Origin of the sequence: Microbacterium karelineae (genome assembly GCF_009745985.1) — a bacterium.
In the GTDB taxonomy this organism is placed as follows: domain Bacteria; phylum Actinomycetota; class Actinomycetes; order Actinomycetales; family Microbacteriaceae; genus Microbacterium; species Microbacterium karelineae.
In genome coordinates this window covers 108,432-124,940 of record NZ_WFIX01000171.1, presented here as the reverse complement: position 1 = coordinate 124,940, position 16,509 = coordinate 108,432, and the positions used below count along the sequence as shown (strand labels likewise).

Sequence of the window (16,509 nt, the reverse complement as noted above, 5' to 3'; positions counted from 1 at the left end):
TCAGCGACCCCCGCCTGGGTGGTGCATCTCGCGGCGCAGCGAGAGCCCCTTCGTCGCCTCGACGAAGCCGGCGGCGCGCAGGTGGCGCGCGAGCGGCGCGCGGAACACGACGGCGCCGTTGACCTTCTCGACCGTGAGGGTCTCGAGGCCGCGGGTGCGGGCCTCGCCGGCGAGCCCGCGGGTCGCCGCGGCCAGGACGTCGTCCTCGTCGGAGAACGCGAGGGCCGTGCGTCCGCCCCGCTCGAGGTACAGGACGAGGTCGCCGTCGACGAGCACGACGATCGCCCCGGCCTTTCGCCCGGGCCGGTGGGTGACGTCGTCGAGCGCGGGCCAGGCGAGTGCCGCGCCGTATGGGTTCGCGGGATCGGTCGCCGCGAGGATCCGCGGCGCCAGCGGGGCCGGATCCGGCACGGCGCCGAACGCGCGCAGCCGATCGATCGTCGGTGACGCGGCGAACTGCGCCGCGCCGAGCTTCTCGATGAGGTAGCCCCGGCGGCAGTGCCCCGCCTCCTCGAACGTCGCGAGCGTGCGGTACACCTGCGCGAAGCCGCCCGGTGCGCCCTCGCTCTGCACGGATCCGCGGGTGACGACGCCGTATCGGTCGAGGAGGAGCGAGGCGTGCGCTGCGGCGCGCACCGTCTCGTCGGGCTCGGGAGCGGGCAGGAGCGACCACCTGCCTCCCGCCGTCGGATTGCGCGCGGGGGCGGCGGGGCGCGCGAAGGAGACGCCCCGGAAGGTGCGGGTGCGCGGCGCGCGGCGCGCCGTCTTGTGGCTCTGGGATCCGCCCGAGAGCAGGCTGCGCACGGGGGCGAAGGTGTCGTTCGTCGCGCGACCCGCCCACACGAGCCGCCAGAGCGCCTCGGTCACGGCCGTCTCGGACACCGCCGCCGCCTCGTCCGCGGTGAGCCGCGACCGCACCATATCGGCGACCTGCGCGGCGAAGAACGCGCCGCCCGGGGCGAGCACATCGGCGACGCGCGCATCGAGCGGATCGCCCGTGGCGGCATCGTCGACGGAGAGCGTGAGGGGGACGGCGTCGGCGGGATGCAGAGCGATCCAGCCGTCGCGGCCCGCGATCGCCCCATGCCCCGACCAGACGACCTCGCCGGTGGCCGTCAGCTCGTCGAGCAGGGCCGGCGCGTATTCGCGCACGCGGCTCGGCAGCACGAGCGACTCCCACGCGCTCGCCGGGATCGGCACCCCGGCGAGCTGCTCGACGACCTGCAGCACGCCGTCGACGCCCTCGAGCGGGCGGTCGAGGTGATGCCAGGCGGGCAGAAAGCGCGCGTACGCCGTCGGCGCGACGGGCTCGATGGATCCGCGCAGCGCGGCGAGGGAGCGCATGCGGATGCGCCGGAGCGCCTCGGCGTCGCACCACTCGGGTTCGTCTGCGAGCGAGGCCGACGCCTCGGGAAGGAAGAACCCGCTGACGACGCGCCCCTGCGCCTCGAGGCGCTGCAGCGCGTGCCGGGCGACGGCGGGGCCGACGCCGAGCCGGGTGGCCAGCGCCGCGACCGTGAAGGGTCCGTGTGAGCGGGCATAGCGGCTGACGAGGTCGCCGAGCGGGTCGGCGAGCGGTTCCGTGAACGCCGTCGGCACGCCGGTCGGCAGCGCCGTGCCGAGGGCGTCGCGCAGGCGGCCGGCGTCCTCGATCGTGGCGACGCGCTCGGCCCCCGCGACGGTGACATGGATCGCGCGTCGCGAGCGGACGAGCTGGTCGAGGAGCGCCGCGGCCTCGTCGGGGGACGCATGGACGGGCTCTGCCGGCGAGGCATCATCAGGGTCGCTAGGAAGTGCGGGTTCCTCGATGCTCGTATTGGCGCTTTCCGGCGACCCATCGGGGGAGCGGGCGTCCTCGTCCCGGCTGGAGTCCGGCCTCGGACGAGGGTCGCCAGGATATGCGGGTGCTTCCGGCGCTGCGCTGGTGCTTTCCGGCGACCCTCGCTGGAGGCGTTCGGCGACCTCACGGACGGTGAGCGGGCCGAGCAGGCGCAGCAGGTCGGCGACGCCCTCGACGCCGCGCACCCGCCGGTCGGGGGCGAGCCGCTGCGCCTCGAACTCGTAGCGCGCGACGACGTCCGGATCGAGCAGCTCCCGCATCTCGACGCGCCCCAGCAGCTCGCCGAGCAGGGCGGGATCGACTGACAGGGCAGCCGCCTTCCGCTCGCCGAGCGGCGAGTCGCCCTCGTACATGAAAGCGCCGACATACCCGAACAGGAGGTCGCGCGCGAACGGCGACGGCTGCGAGGGATCGGACTCGACGAGGCGGATCCGGCGTTCGCCGATGCCGCGCGCGATCCGCACGAGCGCGGGCAGGTCGTAGACGTCCTGCAGCACCTCGCGCAGCGTCTCGAGGATGACCGGGAACGTGGGGTGTCCGCGCGCCACCTCGAGCAGCGCGGCCGAGCGCTGCCGCTGCTGCCAGAGGGGCATGCGCTTGCCGGGTTGGAGCCGCGGTATGAGCAGTGCCCGCGCCGCGCACTCGCGGAATCGCGACGCGAACAGCGCGGATCCGCCCACCTCGTCGGTCACGATCTGCTCGAGTTCGTCGGGCTCGAACACGAACAGCTCGGCGCCAGGCGGCCCGGCCTCGGCATCGGGGATCCGGGCGATGATCCCGTCGTCGCTCGCGACCGCGGATCCGTCGACGCCGAGCCGTTCACGGATGCGCGCGCTCACCGCGAGCGCCCACGGCGCATGAACATGCATGCCGTATGGGGAATGCAGCACGATGCGCCAGTCGCCGACCTCATCGCGGCCGCGCTCGACCGTCAGCGTGCGGTCGGTGGGGAGGGATCCGGTCGCCTCGCGCTGCTCGGCGAGGTGCGCGAGGAGGTTCGCGCGCGCGTTGTCGTCGAGGCCGGCATCGCGCAGGCGCGCGTGAGCCGTCTCCGGTGCCGCGGCGTCGAGCTCGCGCGTGAACCCGCCGAGTGCCTCGCCGAGCTCGGCCGGCCGGCCGAGGCCGTCGCCCGTCCAGAACGGCACCCGCCCCGGCTGGCCGTACGCGGGCAGGACGTTGACGCGATCGTGTGTGATCTCGACGATGCGCCAGCTGGTCGTGCCCAGCGTGAAGACATCGTTCACGCGCGACTCGTAGACCATCTCCTCGTCGAGCTCTCCGACGCGCGCGCCGCGCGTCTCGCCGGCGATGAAGACCCCGAAGAGCCCGCGATCGGGGATCGTGCCGCCGCTCGTCACCGCGAGCCGCTGGGCTCCGGGGCGCCCCTCGAAGGCTCCGCGATCGCGATCCCAGATGATGCGCGGGCGCAGCTCGGCGAACTCGTCGGACGGGTATCGGCCGGCGAGCAGGTCGAGAGTCGCCTCGAACGCGCTGCGCGGCAGGGAACGGAACGGGGCGCTGCGGCGCACCGTCTCGAACCAGGCCTCGACGTCGACGGAGTCGAGCGCGGACGCCGCCACGGTCTGCTGGGCGAGGATGTCGAGCGGGTTCTGCGGCACTGCGATCGCCTCGATCGCGCCCGCGAGCATGCGCTCCGTGACGACGGCCGTGTGCAGCACGTCGCCGCGGTGCTTGGGGAAGAGATCGGCGCGGCTGATCTCGCCGACCTGGTGTCCGGCACGGCCGACGCGCTGCAGCCCGCTCGCGGCGCTCGGCGGAGACTCGACCTGGATCACGAGATCGACCGCGCCCATGTCGATGCCGAGTTCGAGGCTGCTCGTCGCGACGACGCAGCGCAGGGCCCCCGATTTCAGCTCCTCCTCGACGATCGCCCGCTGATCCTTCGACACGGATCCGTGGTGCGCCTTCGCGAGCACGGGCGCGACACCGGAGACCTGCTCGGACTGCGCCATCATCTGCGCCGGGACAGTGGGCTTCGGCACCTCGAGCCCGAGTCGCTCGGCATGGATCTCGTTGAGCCTGCCGGTGAGCCGCTCGGCCAGGCGACGCGAGTTGGCGAACACGATCGTCGAGCTGTTCTCGAGGATCCGGTCGACGATCGCCTCCTCGACGTGAGGCCAGATGGATCCCGTCACCTCGACGTTCGACGTCGCGAACCAGTCGTCATCGGCATCGGTGGGGTCAGGTGCATGGCTCGCATCGTCGCCGGAGCCGGAGCCGGAGCCGGCGATCGGATCGTCGCCATCGGGGCCGGGGCCGCCACCCGCCGGCGTCCCCTCCCAGAACCGGTCGTCGGCGGGCGCCATCGGCACGCCGGATCGGGCGCCCGCGAGATCGGCGCGATGCGACGCCTCGCGCGGCGCGGCGGGCGGAGGGTTCGTCATGTCGTCGATCGGCACGCGCACCGCGAGCTCGAATGTCTTCGACGCCTTCGGCGCCACGATGTCGACGGGCGCCGCGCCGCCGAGGAAGCGCGCGACCTCGTCGATCGGCCGCACCGTCGCCGAGAGGCCGATGCGCTGCGCGGGCGCGTCGAGCAGGTCGTCGAGGCGCTCGAGCGACACGGCGAGGTGCGCCCCGCGCTTCGACGCGGCGACGGCGTGCACCTCGTCGACGATGACCGTGTGCACCTCGCGGAGCGTGTCGCGCGCGTTCGACGTGAGCATGAGATACAGCGACTCGGGCGTCGTGATGAGCACGTCCGGCGGGTTGCGCACCATCTTCTGCCGGTCGCTCGACGGGGTGTCGCCGGAGCGCACGCCGACCGTCACCGTCGGCGGATCCACCCCCAGGCGCCGAGCGGCCTGGGTGATGCCGACGAGCGGCGACTGGAGGTTGCGCTCGACGTCGACGCCGAGCGCTTTGAGGGGCGAGACGTACAGGATCTTCGTGCGCCGTTTGCCGTCGCGCGGCTTCGCGCGCGCTTCGAACCCCGGCAGCGGGCCGCCGGTGACGCCCTCGCGGAAGACCCGGTCGATCGCCCAGAGGAACGCCGAGAGCGTCTTGCCGGAGCCGGTCGGCGCGACGACGAGGGCATGGCGCCCCTGCGAGATCGCCTTCCACGCGCCGATCTGCGCGTCGGTCGGCCGCGCGAACGCCGCGCGGAACCACTCCGCCGTCGGTGCGCTGAAGCTCTCGAGGATGTCCACGCCTCCATCCTGCCGCCGACGACCGACATCCATACGGCCCCCGACAACACAATGCAGTCGATCTGCTCGGGTTGGGGGCCGAAACCGCACGATTCGGGCGTTCTCGTCTCAGATCGACTGCATTGTGTTGGCGTGCCCGTCTCGTCTGACCGCCGCACACGCCGTGGGGCGTCGCCGCCGCCGAGCGCGCCGGGACGGCGAAGTAGTCTGATGCGCATGGGTTCCCGGTTCGCGACGCGGCGCGGATCCGGGCCGCACGCCCGAATCCAGGTCCTGCTTCCCGCCGCCCTCATCGCGGCGGTGACCGCGGGGCTGCTCGCGATGCATGTGCTCGCGCCGCACGTCATGCCGAGCGGTGATTCCGGGGCGCATGCGGCGGTGGCCGAACACGGCGGCGCGCACCTCGTCGGGGCTCTCGATGAGGGAGTGGTGTCCGCATCGCCGGTTGCATCCGTTGCGCCGGACGCCCCGATGCGCGTCGCGGACATGTGCGCGAGCTGCGGCGGAGATGAGGCCGGGATGGCACTCGCCTGCGTCTTCGTGCTCCTCATCGCGCTGCTTCTGCGCGCGCCGCGGCGACCCTTCCTGGGGCGCGCGGCATCGCCGTCCGCGTCGATTCTCGCGTGGGCGGCACATCGGACGGCGCCGTTCCGCGCCCCGGCACGCCACGCCCTCTGCGTCATGCGCACGTGATTCCGGATCGCCCGGGCTCCCGCCCGGATCCGATCCCGCGCGCCGCTCACCCCGGCGCGCCATCCACGTGACACACGACCACGGAGAGACACATGAACAACCGCATCGCGGCCACGGCCGCACTGACCTTGACCCTGACACCTGCGCTGCTCCTCGCGAGCTGCGCGGCACCCGACGAGGCGCCGCGCGCCGACGAGCCGAGCATCGAGAGCGGCGCCGGGAGCGAGCTGCTCCAGACGTGGGAGCTCGACGGCCTGGACGCATCGCAGATCATCACGCGGCTGGACGAGATGCCCGTCGCGGAGCGCCCCGAAGCGCTCATCGCGTCGATCCAGCCCGACGAGATCATCATCTCCGACGACAGCGGCGCCGAGGCCCGCGTCGCTATGCCGGAAGACGAGACGTACCTCGCGATCGCCCCCTTCCGTGAGCACACACACGAGTGCTACTTCCACAGCCTCACGACGTGCCTCGGTGAGCTCGGCGACTCCGAGGTGCAGGTGACCCTCGAGACCGACGAGGGGGAGGTGCTCGTCGACGAGACGCGCGTCACCTACGACAACGGGTTCGTCGGGCTGTGGGTCCCGCGCGGCATCGAGGGCACCCTCACGATCGAGCAGGGCGGTGACGCCGGCAGGGTCGAGATCGCGACGACCGGCGACGACGACCCCACCTGCATCACCGGCCTGCAGCTGAGCTGACGCCGCCGTGTCCCGGGTTCGGCCGGCCCGGGACACGGTGCCCCTCAACACAACGCCCCTCAACACAATGCAGTCAATCCGCGCCCGAACGTCCCGATCCGGCCGGGTCATGCCGTTCCGCGCCCGGATCGACTGCGTCGTGTTGTGTGAGGCGGCCATTCTCGAGCCCGAGCACGAGGTTCGGCTCCAGCCGGCGCAGGAATGCGTCGTCGTGGCTCACGATCAGCACGGCACCGCGGTAGGCGCGCAGGGCCTCGAGCAGCTGTTCGGCCGTGTCGATGTCGAGGTTGTTCGTCGGTTCGTCGAGCACGAGCAGCTGCGGCGGCGGATCCGCGAGCAGCAGCCGAGCGATCGCGACGCGGAAGCGCTCGCCGCCCGAGAGGGATCCGATCGGGCGATGCACCGCGTCGCCGCGCAGCAGGAACCGCGCGAGCCGGTTGCGCAGCTCGCGGTCGGGAACGCCGGGCGCCGCCCGCCGCACCTCGTCGATCGCCGACGCCGACTCGTCGAGGCCGTCGATCCGCTGCGGCAGGTACGCGACCCGGTCGGTGTGCAGCTCGCCAGATGCAGGACGACGTCGATCCTCTGCAGGATCGGCCGCATTCGTATCTTCATGCACGACGTCCCCGTCAACACGACGCAGTCGATTCGGCGGCAGATCGGGCGAATCGGGCCCGTGCGCGTCGCTGTCGCCCGGATCGACTGCGTTGTGTTGAAGCGGCCCGCTCCGAGGCAGCCCATCGTCGAGCAGCCCCCGCAGCAGCGTCGTCTTCCCGGAGCCGTTCAGCCCGACGAGCGCCACACGCTCCGGCCCCTGCACGATCCACTCCCTCTCGCCGTCGCCGAGCGTGAGGATCCGCCGTCCCGCCGCAACGGACGGATCGGGCAGATCGAACACGACCGCATCGTCGTCGCGGATGCGGTGGCCCGCTGCGTCGAGCGCGGCGCGCGCCTCGTCCTCCTTCTCGCGTGCCTCGACGCGCTGCCTGCCCGCCGTCTCCTCGGCGGACTTCCTCAGCGCGTTCGCGAGGATCTTCGGCATCGACTCCGCCGCCTTCCGCCCGGCCTTCGCGCGCCGGGCGATCTTCGTCTCGGCCTCGATCCTCTGCCGCTTCTCGCGCTGCAGCGCCTTCTTCGCGTCGACCGCGGCCTGGCGTGCGGCGACCTGCTCGGCGTCGACGTGCGCGCGCCACTGCGAGTACGGCCCGCCGAACGCCGAGAGGGCGTGGCCCCGCAGCTCGACGGTGTCGTCCATGAGTTCGAGCAGGTCGAGGTCGTGCGAGACGACGATCAGCGCGCCGCGCCACGCCCTGATCATGTCGTGCACGCGGTGCCGTGCGTCGCGGTCGAGGTTGTTCGTCGGCTCATCGAGCAGGGTGACGTCGGCGCGGCGCAGACGGATCCCCGTGAGGGCGGCGAGCATCGCCTCGCCGCCGGACAGCTCGCCGACGCGGGCGTCGAGCGTCGCGGGCGCGAGCCCGGCCTCCGCGAGCGCGGCGTGGGCGCGCGCCTCGACGTCCCAGCCCCCACCGTCTCTCCACCCGCCGCTTCGCGACGGGTCGATCCTCGCGCCGGCGTGGCCCCAGTCGGCGACCTCGTCGAAGCGCGCGGGATCCACGTCGCCGTTCGCGATCGCGCGCACGGCGTCGAGCGGGCCGTCGACGCCGAGGAGACCAGCGACCCCCATCGAGACGTCGAGCGTGAGCCTCTGCGGCAGGTAGGCGAGGCGCTCGTCGCCTGGCGCGGGCGGCGAGCCATCGACGCTGATCCGCCCCGCGGTGGGGACGAGTTCGCCGGCGGCGAGCCGGAGGAGGGTGGACTTGCCGGATCCGTTGCGTCCGACGAGGCCCGTCCGGCCCGTGCCGAACGCGCCGGTGACGTCGTCGAGCGCGACGGATCCGTCGGGCCAGGAATACGAAAGATGGTCGAGTGTCAGTGCGGGCATGGTGCCTCCCAGGGTCAGTGCAGGGATGCGCCGATCGGCAGGCGGGTCCGCAGAAGGGACCGTTGCGGTGGGCCCGCCCCTCGTGAGGGGAGGAACGAAGCGGGAGCATCGCAGATCAGCGCGAGAAGGGCGCTGGCGATGCCTCGAAAGGGAGGTCGGTCAGCGCGGGTTACGCGGCCGCGAGGGTCCTCACCGGTTCGTTCCGTTCGTCGGGGACACAGACACGCCGATGATACACGCGTCTCGTGCCCTAGATTTGTCGCCATGGGCAACGAACCGATCCTCCCCGGCTTCTTCCCGGATCCGTCGATCTGCCGCGTCGGCGACGAGTTCTTCGTCGCGAACTCGACGTTCGAGTACGTGCCGGGGATTCCGATCCACTCCTCGCGCGACCTGCTCACGTGGGAGCTCGTGGGGCACGCCGTGACGGACCCGACCGAGGTCGCCGCGCCCGAGGGCGCCGCGGGCGCGAGCGCGGGCCTGTTCGCCCCGACGCTGCGGTATCACGACGGCGTCTTCTGGCTGACGACCACGACGATCGGCCGCATCGGGGAGGGGCAGCTGATCACTCACGCGAGTGATCCGGCGGGCCCCTGGTCGACGCCCGTCCGCGTGCCCGACACGGTCGGGATCGACCCCGACCTCGCGTGGGACGACGACGGCCGTTGCCTGCTCACCTGGCGCAGCATGTCGCCTCCCGGGATCATGCAGATCGAGATCGACCCCGCCACGGGCGAGCGGTTCGGCGAGCCGCGCACGCTCTGGGCGGGCGGAGACCTCGCCGACACGGAGGGCCCGCACGTGATCCGCCGCGGCGCGTGGTGGTATCTCGTCGTCGCCGAGGGCGGCACCCACACGGGCCACGGGGTGTCGGTCGCGCGTTCCCGCGATCCGCGCGGCCCGTTCGAGCAGCACCCGCACAACCCGATCTTCTCCCACCGCAGCACGGGCCATCCCGTGCAGGCGACGGGCCACGCCGACCTCGTCGAGTGCGCCGACGGATCCTGGGCGGTCGTCTTCCTCGGCATCCGCCAGAACGGCTCCTTCCCTGCCTTCCATGTCAACGGGCGCGAGACCTTCCTCGCGGGCGTCGACTGGGTGGGCGACTGGCCGGTCGTCGTCGAGGAACGGTTCGCGCAACCCGCGGATCCGGCCGGGTTCGCCGACCGCTTCGACGGCCTGGATCCGCGGTGGGTCTCGCCCTCGGTCGCGCCGGAGACGTTCGCGCGGGCCGACGGATCCCTCGCGCTCGCCGCGGGGCGCGACGCCGCGTCGCCCGAGCAGACGCACGTGCTGTGCGCCCGCGTCACGGCTCGAGAGTGGGACGCGGCGGCGGAGATGGCCGACGGCGACACGTGCCTGTCGGTGCGCATCGACGGAGCCCATTGGTACGGCGCCGAGGTCGTGGGAGGCCGGATCCGCGCCCGCGCCGTCTCGGATCCCTTCGACGCGATCCTCGCCGAGTCCGAGCTGCCGGACGGCGCCCGCCCCGCGCTGCGCGCCCGCACGGCCGACGGGTTCCACGCGGGCGGCGTAGGCCCCGACACGATCGAGATCGGCTGGGACCTCGGGGGCGCCTTCACCTCGATCGCCGCGGTCGACGGCCGCTACGTCTCGACGGAGGTCGCCGGCGGCTTCACGGGGCGCATGATCGGCGTCGAGGCCCTCGGATCCGCGGCGCGCGTCGCGGAGGTGGCGTTCCGGCCACACGCCTGATCACATCGCGAACCGTGCGCGCCCTCGAGGTCCGCACGGGCGCGAGATGAGGCGAGATCGCCGACAGAAGGACGATTCCGCGCGGAGGTGCGAATCTCGGTGATTCTGCCTTGCGCCGGGACCCTGGCCGCACGACCGGCGCCGTTGCGCTCGGATCCGCAGCGCCCCTCAGCCCGAGGATCCCCGGATGACGAGCCGCGGCACCGCGACCGTCCGGGCGGGCGCGCCGCCGCGCAGCATCGCGAGAGCCAGGGTCGTCGCCTCCCCGCCCATGGCCGGGCGCGGCTGGTCGATGGTCGTGAGCCCCGGCCGCACGAGGTCGGCGAGCTCGGTGTTGTCGTAGCCCACGACGGCGAGATCGCCGGGCACGCGCAGCCCGCGGTCGCTCGCGTCCGCGACGATCTGCGCGGCGAGGCGGTCGTTCGCCGCGAACACCGCGCTCACGTCGCCGGCCGCGACGGCGTCGAGGAGATGCGCGATCCCGGAGGCGTCCGCGTCGAACTCCCGCGGATCCGCGACGAGCGAGCGGTAGGTGTCGCGGCGCGCGCGGGTGGCGGGCCGGGAGGATCCGTGCAGGAACGCGATCCGCTCGTGTCCGCGCTCGTGCAGATGCGCGAGGGCGAGGCGCGCCCCCTCCTCGTCGTCGTTGCGGATCCAGCCCGCCGCATCGGGCACGGATGAGGGGCGCCCGACGACCACGATGGGCAGCTGCGCCGCCGCGGCCTCCAGGTCGTCGGCGTCGAGGTGCCCCGTCACGGCGATCACGGCGTCGACGCCGAGGTCGATCAGCCCCTGCAGGCGCGCGCGGAGCAGGCCGCGGTCGCGCCGTCCGTGGCTGAGGATGACGTCGAAGCCCGCGTCGCGCGCCGCATCCTCGATGCCGTTGACGATGTCGGTCTGGTAGGCGTTGCGCAGGTCGGTCAGCAGCACGCCCACGAGGTCGCTGCGCCCGCTCACGAGCCGCTGCGCCCAGCCGTTGGTGCGGTAGCCGAGCTCATCGGCGGCCGCGAGGATCCGCTCGCGGCTGTCGGCGCCGACGCCCGCCTCGCCGCGCAGCGCGGCCGAGACGAGCGACTTCGAGACCCCGGCGGCGCGCGCGACGTCCACGATCGTCGGTCGGCGCGCGGTGCGGGTCATGGCTCCAGTCTCCCCCGCGCGCGGGGGAGAGGGCGGGATCCGGTCGGCGCGCCTGGAACGTTCCGGATATGTTCACCTTCGCGTCTCGTGGCGGCCACCGAGCCCCCATAGCGTCGACGCCGTGACTGACCATCTGACATCCGCTGCCGCCATCCGGAACGTTCCAGAAGCGCTCCTGCTCGACTTCGGCGGCGTGATCTTCGAGACCGAGAAGGATCCGGCGGGCAAGCGGGTCCTCGCCGAGCGATTCGCCGCGCGGATCCGCCGCATCGGGCTCGATCTGCCCGTCGACGCCCTCGAGCGCTCCGTCTCCTCCGGGCTGACGGCGCTCAAGCACTGGAAGCACGCGCAGAGCCGCCGCCCCGAGCCCGCCGAGCTCGCGCCGCGCGAGATCGTGGGCGAGTTCCTCGCCGCCGATCTGCCGGACGCCGCGCGGTCGCTCCTCGTCGCCGAGGCGAGCGATGTGCTCGTCGAGGTCACGACGACGCTCTCCCGGCACGTCGTGCGACCGGGCATCCCCGAGCTGCTCGACCTCGCCGACGCGCGCGGCATCCCCGTCGGGATCGTCTCGAACGCGCACTCGGGCCGCAGCCACCGGCAGGTGCTCGCCCGGCACGGCCTCGACGAGCGCTTCGTCGTGCAGTGCTACTCCGACGAGGTCGGCCTGCGCAAGCCGCACCCCGGCATCATCGCGCTCGCCGCCGAGGCGTGCGGCACGACGCCCGATCGGTGCTGGTACGTCGGCGACACGCAGGACCGCGACGTCGTGGCGGGCCGTCGCGCGGGCGTCGGCGCCGTGATCCTCACCCGCAGTCACCACACCGACGACCCGCCCTTCGCCGTCGCCGACCGCGCCGACGCCGTCTTCGACACGCCCGAGGGCCTCGTCGAGGCCCTGCGCGCCGCGGACGCCCCGGACACAACGACGCCAGAACTGCATTCAGACCCACGACACGCCGCAGATCCGGCCCCGAGCGACGGAATTGGCGTCGTCGTGCAGGGGGGAGGGCGGGCTCTGCTCATCGACCACGGGGGCGTCATCTCGTCGTCGACCCCGGATCCCGAACTCCTGCGCGCGTTCTGCGCCTGGCTCGCCCGCCTGCTCGCCCCGCCGCGCGCAGACTCGGCCGAGCCGACCCTCGACGCCGATGAGGTCGCCGTGCTCATCGAGCGCGCACGCGACGCGCACCGCGCATTCAAACGCGCCGTCGTCCTCCGGCACGCCGAGCGGGACGAGCCGCTCGCCGAAGCGGATCCCGTCGAATTCTGGCGCGACTGGTTCGGATCCGCGCTCGGCGCCCGCCGACGCGCCGTCCTCGCCGCCGAGGCGCACGACCTCATGGCCCGCTACGGCCGCGCGAAGTCGCGCCGCGTGCTGCGCGAGGGGGTACGCGAGCTGCTCGAGGCATGCCGCGACGAGGCCGTCCCCGTCGTCGTCGTGTCGAACACCGTCAGCGGCCTCGCTGTGCGCGCCGCGTGCGCCGAGCACGGCATCGCCCACCTCATCGCCGCGAGCGTCTGCTCCGACGAGGCGGGCGTGCGCAAGCCCGACGCCGCGCTCATCGACGAGGCGCTGCGCATCGCCGGCGCCGACCCTGCGCTGACCGTCTTCCTCGGCGACAAGCCGCAGAACGATGCCGCCGCGGCCCGCCGCGCGGGCGTCGCCGAACGCGTCCTCGTGCGCGGCGGATCCACCGCGGACGCCGAGCTCGAGGCGGCCGTCTCCTCCGGCCTCGCGACGCGCGTCGTCGACGAGCCGGGCGACCTCGTCGCCCTCGTCCGACCCCTTCCCGCAGTTCCCGCTCTCTGACCCGAAGGATCCCTCATGACCCTCCCCCAGATCGACGAGCGCCGCGGCGAGCTCCGCGGCGGCGGCTCGCCGTCCGCGTCCACGCCCCAGAACCTCATGGTCTTCGTGCTGTCGATGGCCCTCTTCGGGCTGTCGAACATCATCCTCGAGATCATCCCCGACATCACGATCGGGCCCGTCGACTTCTCCGTCAGCTACTTCGTGTTCGTGCCGCTCACGCTCGCGGCCCTCGTGAGCCCGTTCTGGGTCGCGCTCGGTGCGCCCCTCGGCGAGATCGTGTTCACCGACCTGCTCATGGGCGACTTCTCCGGCCTCGCCGAGGTGGAGGGCTTCATCCAGATGTTCCTCGCGATCTACATCGCCGGATCCGTCATCCGCAACCCGCTCAACCGCGTGCAGATCGTCCTCGGCTCGCTCCTCGTCGTGGGGATCGACAAGTTCCTCTCGGCCGCCGTCGACCTCGGCAAGGTGTGGGTCGGCGTCGAGGACGCGGAGTTCGTGCAGGGCCTCCCGGAGTCTGTGCTGCTGCTCGAGGGAATCGGCTTCGTCGTCGACCTGCTGATGTCGGGCATCCTCTTCGGCGCGATCCCCGCCCTGTGGCTCGTGCCCGCGCTGTACCGGAAGATCGAGCCGATGCTGGGCCTGCAGCCGCGCGAGCCCGGCAGGAAGATCCCCGGATCCGTGCCGAAGGCCGGCTGGTTCGTCGCCGTCGCGATCCTCGCGGCGATCGGATCCTTCTTCTTCGCCTTCCTCGAGGCGTGGGACGTGTCGATCGGCGCCGTCGAGGGCGAGTACCGGGAGCAGTTCGGCGACCAGTTCCTCTGGATCGGCGTCGGCGCGATCGTGGTCGTGCTCGCCCTCGCGAGCATCCTGTTCGCCGTCTGGCGCAAGAGGAAGCGAGACCGCTGATGACGGATCCGATCATCGAGGTCCGCGACCTCAGCTTCCGGTACCCCGGGGCGGATCGCGACACCCTCCGCAACGTGAACCTCACGATCGAGCGCGGCGACTTCGTGGCCGTCGTCGGCGGCAACGGATCCGGCAAGACGACGCTGTGCAAGACGTTCAACGGGCTCGTTCCCCACTACTGGTCGGGCGAGTTCGCCGGATCCGTGCGCGTCGCGGGCTCGGACACGTGGGATTCCTCGGTCGCGCGCCTGTCGTGGTCGGTCGGGTACGTGTACCAGGATTTCCCGAACCAGCTCGTGCGCCCGACCGTCCGCGACGAGGTCGCCTTCGGGCCGATCAACTTCGGCTTCGACGACCACGCCGAGCGGACGCAGGACGCGCTCGAGGCGGTCGGCATCGCCGATCTCGCCGACCGCTTCGTGTGGCAGCTGTCGGGAGGGCAGGCGCACCGGGTCGCGCTCGCGTCGGTGCTCGCGCTGCGGCCCGAGGTCATCGTCGTCGACGAGCCGGTCGCCGAGCTCGACCCTGCGGCCGCGCACGACGTGTACGAGCGGCTCACCCAGCTGAATCGAGAGCGCGGCATCACCGTGATCACGATCGAACACCACGCGGAGTTCATCGCGCAGTACGCCCGCTCCGTCGTCCTGATGAGCGACGGGGCGCCCGTCTGGCACCTCCATGCGGGCGAGGCCCTCGCTCGCGCGGGCGAACTCGCCGAGCACGGGATCCCCGCCCCGCAGGTCGTCGATGCGCTGCGGCGGATCGACATCGCGGGAACGCCCCGCTCGGTCGCCGACGCCGCGGCGCTCGTGCGCGCCGCGGACGCATCGCGGGCGTACTCCGGCGAGGCGGACGCCTGGTCCGATGGCGCGGCACACGCATCCATCGGCGAGGTGGACGAGCTGGCATCCGGCGCCGCGGCCGCCGACCTCCGGCCGATCGTCGCGCAGGCACGCGCCGTGAGCCACGGATTCCGCAGCGTCTCGGGTGAGATCGAGCCCGTCATCGACGACCTCGACCTGTCCCTGCGCGCGGGCGACCGCGTCGCCCTCATCGGCGGCAACGGATCCGGCAAGACGACGCTCATGCGGCTGCTCGCCGGGATCCACGTGCCGCGCTCGGGCGACATCGAGCTCGAGGGAGCGAACACGCGGAGCAAGCGCGCGGGCCGCCTCGCCGAGCGCGCGGCGTACCTGTATCAGCACCCCGAGCGCATGTTCCTCAAGGCCAGCGTGCGCGAGGATGTCGCCCTGTTCCCGGAGAGCCGGCGGGATCCCGTCGCCGAGGAGGTCGTCGACCGGATCCTCGAGCGCGTGCGGCTCACCGAGTTCGCGGGCCGCGACGGCCGCACCCTCTCGGGCGGTCAGCAGCGGCGCGCGACCCTCGCGATCGGGCTCGCGATGCGGCCCGGCCTGCTGCTGCTCGACGAGCCGACGGCGAGCCTCGACGTCGCGAGCCGCGACGACGTGATCGACATGCTCGCCGACCTGGACGGCGAGATCGCCTGCACCGTCATCGCGACCCACGACATGCACCTCGTCGCCGAATGGGCCACGCGCGTCATCGCGCTCGAGGCCGGCCGCGTGCTCGCCGACACGACACCGCGCGAGCTGTTCGCGGCGGACGAGATGCTGGAGGCGGCGCGCCTCGTGCCGCCGCAGGTCACGCAGCTCGGCCGTGCGCTCGGCATGGATCCGCCGCCCCTCACGGTCGACGAGTTCGCGGCCGCGCGCGCACGCACGGAGGCGGCCGCATGAGCGTCGCCCGAAAGCAGCGCGATGTGCTGAGCGTCGAGTGGGTCAAGCTCGAGCTCATCCGAACCGCGTATTCGACCCGCGGCGGGCTCTTCGCCGCGATGGATCCGCGCGCCGTGCTCGCCTGGTACGTGACGCTCGCGCTCGCGCCGTGGTTCACGCACAACCTCACGACGATCGGGTGCCTCTTCCTCGTCGGCACCCTGTCGGTCGCCTTCGCGCGGGTCGGTCCGCTCGTGCTGGGCCTGTTCGTCATCGGGCTCGGATTCGAGCTCGTGTACCTCGTGCTCGCCGCGACGGTGTTCGGGGGCGACTTCTCGACCTTCGTCGCTCTGACGGAGGTCACGGCGAAGATCGGTGTGGTGTCGCTCGCGAGCCTCGCGGCGTTCGTGTCGCTGGATCCCGAGAAGCTCTCCGATGCGCTGCTCGCGCTGCGCTGCCCGCCGACGCTCGCGTTCGCCGTGTCGTATGGGTACCGCATGATGCCGATCCTCGTCGAGGAGTTCTCGACCGTCATGGAGGGGTACCGCCTGCGGCAGGCGGGCCCGGCGAAACCCGGGCTGTTCGGCTGGCGCCACCTCGTCCACTGGGGGACGCTCGTCGTGAAGGCGTTCTACCCGATCTTCCTCAACACCGCGAAGTCGGTGCGCACGACCGTCGAGGCGCTCGAGGCGCGCGGCTTCACCTTCGCCACGATCGACGGCCGCGGGCGGCGGATCCGCATCGGCGGCCTGCGCTTCGGCTGGCTCGACCTCGGCGTCGTCGCAGCGACCGCGGGCCTCATCGTCGCGAGCTATCTCGCCGGGAGCCAGTGGCCCGTGCACCGGATGTGAG

10 protein-coding genes are annotated in these 16,509 nt (G+C 72.7%); 7 read left to right on the top strand and 3 right to left on the bottom strand.

Translation table 11 applies throughout. From position 1 onward, the window contains the following. Positions 1–5,010 carry an Lhr family ATP-dependent helicase gene (locus GB932_RS01965; protein WP_231915958.1) on the bottom strand — a complete coding sequence of 1,670 codons (5,010 nt, stop codon included), beginning with the start codon at positions 5,008–5,010 and terminating at the stop codon, positions 1–3. Between the two features lie 216 nt (positions 5,011–5,226). On the opposite strand from GB932_RS01965, the gene GB932_RS01960 reads away from it, so the two are divergent. Both GB932_RS01960 and GB932_RS01955 read left to right on the top strand, forming a co-directional pair. Next, positions 5,227–5,703: a hypothetical protein gene (locus tag GB932_RS01960; RefSeq protein WP_156759043.1), complete on the top strand. Its 477-nt coding sequence runs from the start codon at positions 5,227–5,229 to the stop codon at positions 5,701–5,703. Between the two features lie 92 nt (positions 5,704–5,795). Next, positions 5,796–6,404 (top strand): CueP family metal-binding protein, encoded by a 609-nt coding sequence (locus tag GB932_RS01955; protein WP_156759042.1) that lies wholly within the window; start codon positions 5,796–5,798, stop codon positions 6,402–6,404. 73 nt (positions 6,405–6,477) lie between these two features. Here GB932_RS01955 and GB932_RS01950 read toward each other — a convergent pair whose 3' ends face one another. Beyond that, positions 6,478–8,349, bottom strand: coding sequence for an ATP-binding cassette domain-containing protein (locus GB932_RS01950; protein WP_156759041.1), 1,872 nt, complete (start codon positions 8,347–8,349; stop codon positions 6,478–6,480). Positions 8,350–8,613: 264 nt separating this feature from the next. Between GB932_RS01950 and GB932_RS01945 the strand changes: the two genes are divergently transcribed. Further along, complete coding sequence (locus tag GB932_RS01945) at positions 8,614–10,065, top strand: glycoside hydrolase family 43 protein (RefSeq protein ID WP_156759040.1); 1,452 nt, start codon at positions 8,614–8,616, stop codon at positions 10,063–10,065. Positions 10,066–10,233: 168 nt separating this feature from the next. On the opposite strand, the gene GB932_RS01940 is transcribed toward GB932_RS01945, so the two are convergent. Further along, entirely contained in the window at positions 10,234–11,202 is a 969-nt protein-coding gene (locus GB932_RS01940) for a LacI family DNA-binding transcriptional regulator (RefSeq protein WP_156759039.1), read from the bottom strand. 121 nt (positions 11,203–11,323) lie between these two features. Here GB932_RS01940 and GB932_RS01935 point away from each other — a divergent pair, with 121 nt between their 5' ends. Genes GB932_RS01935 through GB932_RS01920 form a run of 4 tightly spaced genes read left to right on the top strand, consistent with a single transcriptional unit; the run spans position 11,324 to position 16,508 of the window. Further along, complete coding sequence (locus GB932_RS01935; protein ID WP_197517249.1) at positions 11,324–13,012, top strand: HAD family hydrolase; 1,689 nt, start codon at positions 11,324–11,326, stop codon at positions 13,010–13,012. A gap of 15 nt (positions 13,013–13,027) precedes the next feature. Then, positions 13,028–13,921, top strand: a complete 894-nt coding sequence (locus GB932_RS01930; RefSeq protein ID WP_156759037.1) for a DUF8171 family membrane protein — start codon at positions 13,028–13,030, stop codon at positions 13,919–13,921. Continuing rightward, positions 13,921–15,678: an ABC transporter ATP-binding protein gene (locus GB932_RS01925; protein WP_156759036.1), complete on the top strand. Its 1,758-nt coding sequence runs from the start codon at positions 13,921–13,923 to the stop codon at positions 15,676–15,678. Before GB932_RS01930 ends, GB932_RS01925 begins: the two co-directional genes overlap by 1 nt. Next, positions 15,675–16,508: an energy-coupling factor transporter transmembrane component T family protein gene (locus GB932_RS01920; RefSeq protein ID WP_156759035.1), complete on the top strand. Its 834-nt coding sequence runs from the start codon at positions 15,675–15,677 to the stop codon at positions 16,506–16,508. The genes GB932_RS01925 and GB932_RS01920 overlap by 4 nt, the downstream gene beginning before the upstream one ends. The last annotated feature ends 1 nt before the right edge of the window (position 16,509 follow it).